Raw genomic sequence first — 6,000 nt, 5'->3', positions numbered from 1 at the left:
AGCGTTCAGTTCCTCGCCGATGGCCAGCGGGGCTGGGCGGTGGGCAGTGGCGGGACGATCGTGACGACGACGAACGGCGGCGCTCAGTGGACGTCGCAGACGAGCGGGACCGGTCAGTACCTCACCAGCGTTCAGTTCCTCGCCGATGGCCAGCGGGGCTGGGCGGTGGGCAGTGGCGGGACGATCGTGACGACGACGAACGGCGGCGGTCAGTGGACGTCGCAGACGAGCGGGACCGGTCAGAACCTCACCAGCGTTCAGTTCCTCGCCGATGGCCAGCGGGGCTGGGCGGTGGGCAGTGGCGGGACGATCGTGACCACGACGAACGGCGGCGGTCAGTGGCGTGTGTCAAGAACCGTCCGCTGGGAACGGTCACTGGCACCTTGGTTCTGGGGATTGACAGTAGCGGTGTTGCTGACCTTGCTGCTGGGTATTGGGCAAGCAGTACTCGGTGCTCTGTCGCAACTGGCGTCCAGCGATGGGCCGAAGCGGAGTCTTGCCGACGACGAGCTGGGCGCGGCGCCCCGCGTGCTGGCACTGTCACGAATGCTTCGAAATGACGGGACCAAGCCACCCATCGTGGTGGCCATTGATGGTGAATGGGGTACGGGCAAGAGTTCCATCATGCGGTTTCTGGAGACGGACCTGAAAGCGCATGGCTGTACCAGTGCCTGGTTCAATGCCTGGCATCACCAGAGCGACGAACAACTCTTCGCAGCGCTTCTGGATGCGATCCGACGGGACGTGGTTCCGCCGCTACCTCGATTCTGGATGTGGCTCCGATATCTGGCTCGCCTTTTCGTGTTGCGCGCCGGCAGGCATCCGATCCGCGTCGCGGTCGTGCTGTTCGGTGCTGTCACGGCAGCCGCCTTCTGCGTGGCGTTGATTCACAGCGTGGCTTCTGCCGACTCGCGGTCGAGGCTCCCTGCGACGCATCTCGAAAGCGTGGTCGACGGCTATCGCGTTTTCATGGCCACCGGGGAGAAACGACCGAGCAAAGTCGAGCAAATTCGAGATGAAAGAGTCGAATCGCGACTCGATGTCACTTCGGGCTCTACTGCGGCCACGCTGGCTCGTGTTCCTCTCTACCGCGAAAGTGATGACGCTGATCGGCGGCCACCGAATCTCCGCGAGCGCCTGCGCGATCTCTATCAACGGAAGCCGATCTGGACGGCAGTCCTGACAGCCTTGGTCGCACTCGTGCCATTGGTGTTGGCTCTTTCGAAATTCATCGAAGCCTTTCCAAAGCCAGCGGCGATCCGGTCCGCGACGGCCTTCCTGAGAAACCGCGCTTCCGAGCGAGAAACAAGTTATCGCTACCGTTTTGAACGGGACTTTCGTGATGTCACGAAGGCACTCAGTCCCTATCGCTTGGTCGTTTTCGTCGATGACCTCGATCGATGTTCGCCGCAGGCGACAGCCGCCTTGCTCGAGGCCATCAACTTTCTCGTGGAGTGCGGGGAGATCATTGTCGTGCTCGGTATCGCGCGGCAAATGGTGGAACGAAATCTAGGGTTGGCTTATGCCGATCTTGCTGCCGAATCCGCCGAAGGCGCTGCCGACGCTCGCGAACATCGTCAGCGCTTTGCCGAGCATTTCCTGCGCAAGATCGTCAATCTTCGGGTTCAAGTTACCAAGGTAGATGCCGCTGCCGCCGCCCGGCTGGTGCTCTCGAAACGCAGTCCGAGTATCCAGTTGCAGATTGAAAGGGTTGCGGTTCCCAAGCGCTATCTGCTTCTGGATGCGGTGCTGCCGGTGATCGGCGGCACGCTTGCCGGCACGTGCGTGGTTCTGGCGGCGCTCTGGTTCGGCCAACGATTGCAGCAACCGGTGGTTGAGCAAAGCGTCAGCAAAGAGCAACCGGCGATATCCGGCCCGGAACCGGTCACGCCGACGGAACGGCGATTCCCGTCGCTCAATGCCGTTTGGGTGTCCCGTGACAAAAGCGCAGTCGCGATCGGTCATGACGGCTTGATTCTTAGAGCAGACGGTACCGAGGCCATGAAATGGAAGGCGCTGCAACCACCAGCCTTTGGGGCGTGGACCAGTTTGGGCGGCTCAGGCGTTGCGGGCGGGCCGCTGCTTGCTGCCGGCCCCAAAGTTGAACTCGCACAATCCCAGGATTCCGGACGGAGCTGGACTTCAATTTCGACATTCTTCATTGAGTACTTGCCGGATGATACGAGGAGGAAGCAGATCAACGCCCTGCGGCTGAGCGACGAAGAAAAGCGGCGAATATCGACGATTGGCGTTATGCGCACGGACATCGCGCAGTGGCGAGCGTTCGATTTGGCTAGCTGGCTTGACCAGATGGTCAAGGACTGGACGAGACGCCCCAGCTTGGGTGAACTCAGAACATTGCGAGGCCAACCGACACAGACAACCAACGTCCTTGCGAACGACGTATCCGGTGTCGGCGTCGGTGTCTGGTACGAACCGAATGCAGCTCAGTTGCGAACGATCCAGCAGCGGCGATTCGTCAATGAAGCGGCACGTCGGCGTCAATCCTTCGGGGTCGTCAAAGACTCGAAGCGCAGCGCAGATCAGATCCCAGTATTTTTCATCATCGAGCGGCTTCGTCAGCTGACGGCGCTTCCCGACGGAGGAATCGCGATTGCCGTTCCAAGACGCGATCCGTTCCTGGTAGGGCAGGAGAACGCACGCAGCGTCACCGTGGCGGGTTCGTTCGACACTGAATCCAGCAACTACCTCGGATCGACATCCGGCCTTATCGACGTCGCAACCGACCGGCTAGGCCGCTGGGCAGCAGCGGTGGGTGAATCCGGGCTGATGTTGATCCAGCAGCCAGCCAAAGAACGCCAACAAGCAGATTGGTACGGGGTTCGACCGCATACCAGCAAACGGTTGAATGCTGTCAGCCTGGTCGAGAGCGGGCGTGGCTGGATTGCAGGCGAACAGGGTGTTGTTCTTCTTACCCGCGATTTTGGCTTGCACTGGCAGTTGATCCATCTGCCCGGCATGCCAACGCTCACCGATGTTCAGTTCGTTAACGATGCTTCGGGCTGGATGACAGACGCATCGGGGAAGGTCTGGAAAACGGCTGACGGCGGGAAGCGCTGGAGGGCGGTCGATGTGGCGACGTCTGCGCTGCATCACCTGCACTTCGCGAACCAGCTGCTCGGCTGGGCGGTGGGTGAGCAGGGCAACATTTTCGTCACTCGCGACGGAGGCCTGCGCTGGAGCAAGCAGGACAGCGGCTCGACGCAAGCACTGCGCAGTGTTCACTTCGCGGATAGCCGGTTTGGCATGGTGACCGGCGATGATGGAATGATCCGGTATACGAACGATGGTGGCGGGTCGTGGTCGGTCGTTCCCGAGGCCGGCATTGATCGAAACATCCCGCCGCCAGAGCGCGTCGAGGCTCCGACGGCGGTCGAGCCCCGATCCGACGAGGTCCGTCCCCGCTGGGAGGTCTGGTTGCTCGTGCTGGTGGGCGTGGTGATTGCTGTTCGGACAATGTTTGTGCTGAGCCGAGAGCGACGGTTTTCGACGACCGATACGCAGGATGTCGGCTGGTCGATGGAGGCTTGGGGAGCAACACTGGCCTTTTCGCAGGTAACGCCTCGTGAGTTGCGGCGCTTCCAGAACCGGCTGCGGCACATGGTGGCATCGATGAGCCTGGCACCATCCGGAACGCCAATTCCGGTGCCTAAACTGCGCGAGTTTCCCGGCGCCTTTCAGCGGGCGTGGTATCGCCGCTGGTCGTTGGTCGCCGAGCGGCGCTCGCTCGCGACCGAGTTTGGCGATCTGACCGGGGCGCGAGTGGTGGCGATGTTGTCGATGCTAACCATTGCTCATGATGTCGATGGCTGGAAGGCTGTTCTGGCCGCCGCTCTGAATATTGTTGCCCTCGAAAAGCGCACCCAAGATACGAGCGCTAGCCTTTTGAGTCTTCGCCAAACAGTTGATGACTTGACAATGATCGGCAACTTCAACGCCGCAGACGTTGCCGACGCGATCCTGGATTCCGTCCGACGTCATGAAGCTGCGGCAGCGACCGATCTGACCCGATACGGACTTGCTGCGCTGTCTAGCCTGGACCAACGCGCCTCGAGAAACTGGCAGCAGCTACTGGCGCTCTATGAATCCCTGTATGGCTCGCCGCGTCGAGCGGTGAGACCGCCTTCGCAGCCTTTGGCATACGTCTAGCGCCGCCCGAGATGCGCTGCTGAGTGCGGGTTGAAGAGGAGCAAACGTTCCGTCCCTAGTACGTAATGTCCCACTTTTGTTGCATTGCGGCGAAAACCCCCTTTCGCTATCATGCGCGACCTTTGCGGCCGGGCCAGGTCGCAACCATCCCAAGAACAGGCAGGAGTTTTCGGATGAGCGCAGTAGAAGGCGTTGAAATCACGGGCGAGTTGCGTCCGGCGTACAAGAAGATTCTGACTCCGGCAGCGCTGGAGTTCGTCGCGAAGCTGGTTCGCAAGCATCGCAATCGCCGCCTCGAGCTGCTGGAACTCCGCAAGGAACGCCAGGCTGCCATCGATGCCGGCAAGCTCCCGAAGTTTCTGCCCGAAACCAAGGACATCCGCAATGGTGACTGGAAGATCGCCGGCATCCCGGACGATCTGCTCGACCGCCGCGTCGAGATCACCGGGCCGGTTGACCGCAAGATGGTCATCAATGCCCTGAACGCCGGCGCCAAGTGCTTCATGGCCGATTTCGAGGATTCCGCGTCGCCGACGTGGGAACTGATGATGGATGGCCACATCAACCTGCGAGACGCGGTCAACCGCACGATCAGCTACACCTCGCCGGAAGGCAAGGAATACAAGCTGAATCCGAACCCGGCGGTTTTGATCGTCCGTCCGCGCGGCTGGCACCTGGAAGAGAAGCACGTCCTGATCGACGGCGAGCCGGCGCCGGGCGGCATCGTCGACTTCGCGCTGTACTTCTTCCACAACGCGGCCACCCTGCTGAAGCGCGGCTCGGGCCCGTATTTCTACCTGCCGAAGATGCAGTCGCATCTCGAAGCGCGGTTGTGGAACTCGGTGTTCGTCGATGCCCAGAAGGCGCTCGGCATTCCGAAGAAGACGATCAAGGTCACCGTGCTGATCGAAACGCTGTGGGCTGCGTTCGAGATGGACGAGATCCTGTACGAGCTGCGCGATCACATCGTCGCGCTGAACTGCGGCCGCTGGGATTACATTTTCAGCTGCATCAAGACGCTCAACGCGCATGGCGACTGGATGGTGCCGGACCGTCACACGGTCGGCATGGATCGCCACTTCCTCGACAGCTACTCGAAGCTGCTGTGCGAGACCACGCACAAGCGCGGCGCCTTCGCGATGGGCGGCATGGCCGCCTTCATCCCGACCAAGGACAAGGCGAAGAACGACGAAGTGTTCGCCAAGGTTCGCGCCGACAAGCTGCGCGAAGTGAAGAACGGCCATGACGGCACTTGGGTTGCGCATCCGGGCCTCGTGCCGGTGGCGCTGGAAGTGTTCAACGAGCACATGCCGGAGCCGAACCAGCTGCACAAGCAGTTCAATTACAAGATCAAGGCGGCCGACCTGCTGAAGCAGCCGGAAGGCTCAATCACCGAAGGCGGCCTGCGCAACAACATCAACGTCGGCATCGGCTATGTCGAAGCGTGGATTCGCGGCGTCGGCTGCGTGCCGCTGCACAACCTGATGGAAGACGCGGCGACCGCCGAAATCTCCCGCACCCAGGTCTGGCAGTGGCTGAAGTACGGCGCGACGATGGCCGACGGCCGCAAGGTCACCAAGGACCTGGTGCTGAAGATCCTCGACGAGGAAGTGGGCGCGTACAAGGCCCAGCTGGGCGAAGAGCGCTTCTATCAGGGCCGCTTCGCGGAGGCCGCCGGCATCATGGCGCGCATGTCCACCGCCGAGAAGTGCGCGGACTTCCTGACGCTGGCCAGCTACGACTACCTGGATTGATCGGCGACTGATTCCGCTTCAATTTCCCAAGTGCCCTGCCGATAGCGTCGGGGCGCGCGCTTTGCTTCAACCCACA

General features: G+C 61.5%; 2 protein-coding genes. Both read left to right on the top strand.

The window, feature by feature from the left end; translation table 11 throughout:
- Positions 1-4,170 (top strand): YCF48-related protein (locus QZ951_RS15615; protein WP_293002209.1); only part of this gene is annotated, 4,170 nt, incomplete at its 5' end.
- A gap of 173 nt (positions 4,171-4,343) precedes the next feature.
- Positions 4,344-5,924 carry a malate synthase A gene (gene aceB / locus QZ951_RS15610; protein ID WP_293002207.1) on the top strand — a complete coding sequence of 527 codons (1,581 nt, stop codon included), beginning with the start codon at positions 4,344-4,346 and terminating at the stop codon, positions 5,922-5,924.
- The last annotated feature ends 76 nt before the right edge of the window (positions 5,925-6,000 follow it).

This window comes from Nevskia sp. (genome assembly GCF_021732705.1).
In the GTDB taxonomy this organism is placed as follows: domain Bacteria; phylum Pseudomonadota; class Gammaproteobacteria; order Nevskiales; family Nevskiaceae; genus Nevskia.
Note: the sequence above shows the minus strand (reverse complement) of the source record. Positions and strands in the feature narration are given on the sequence as shown.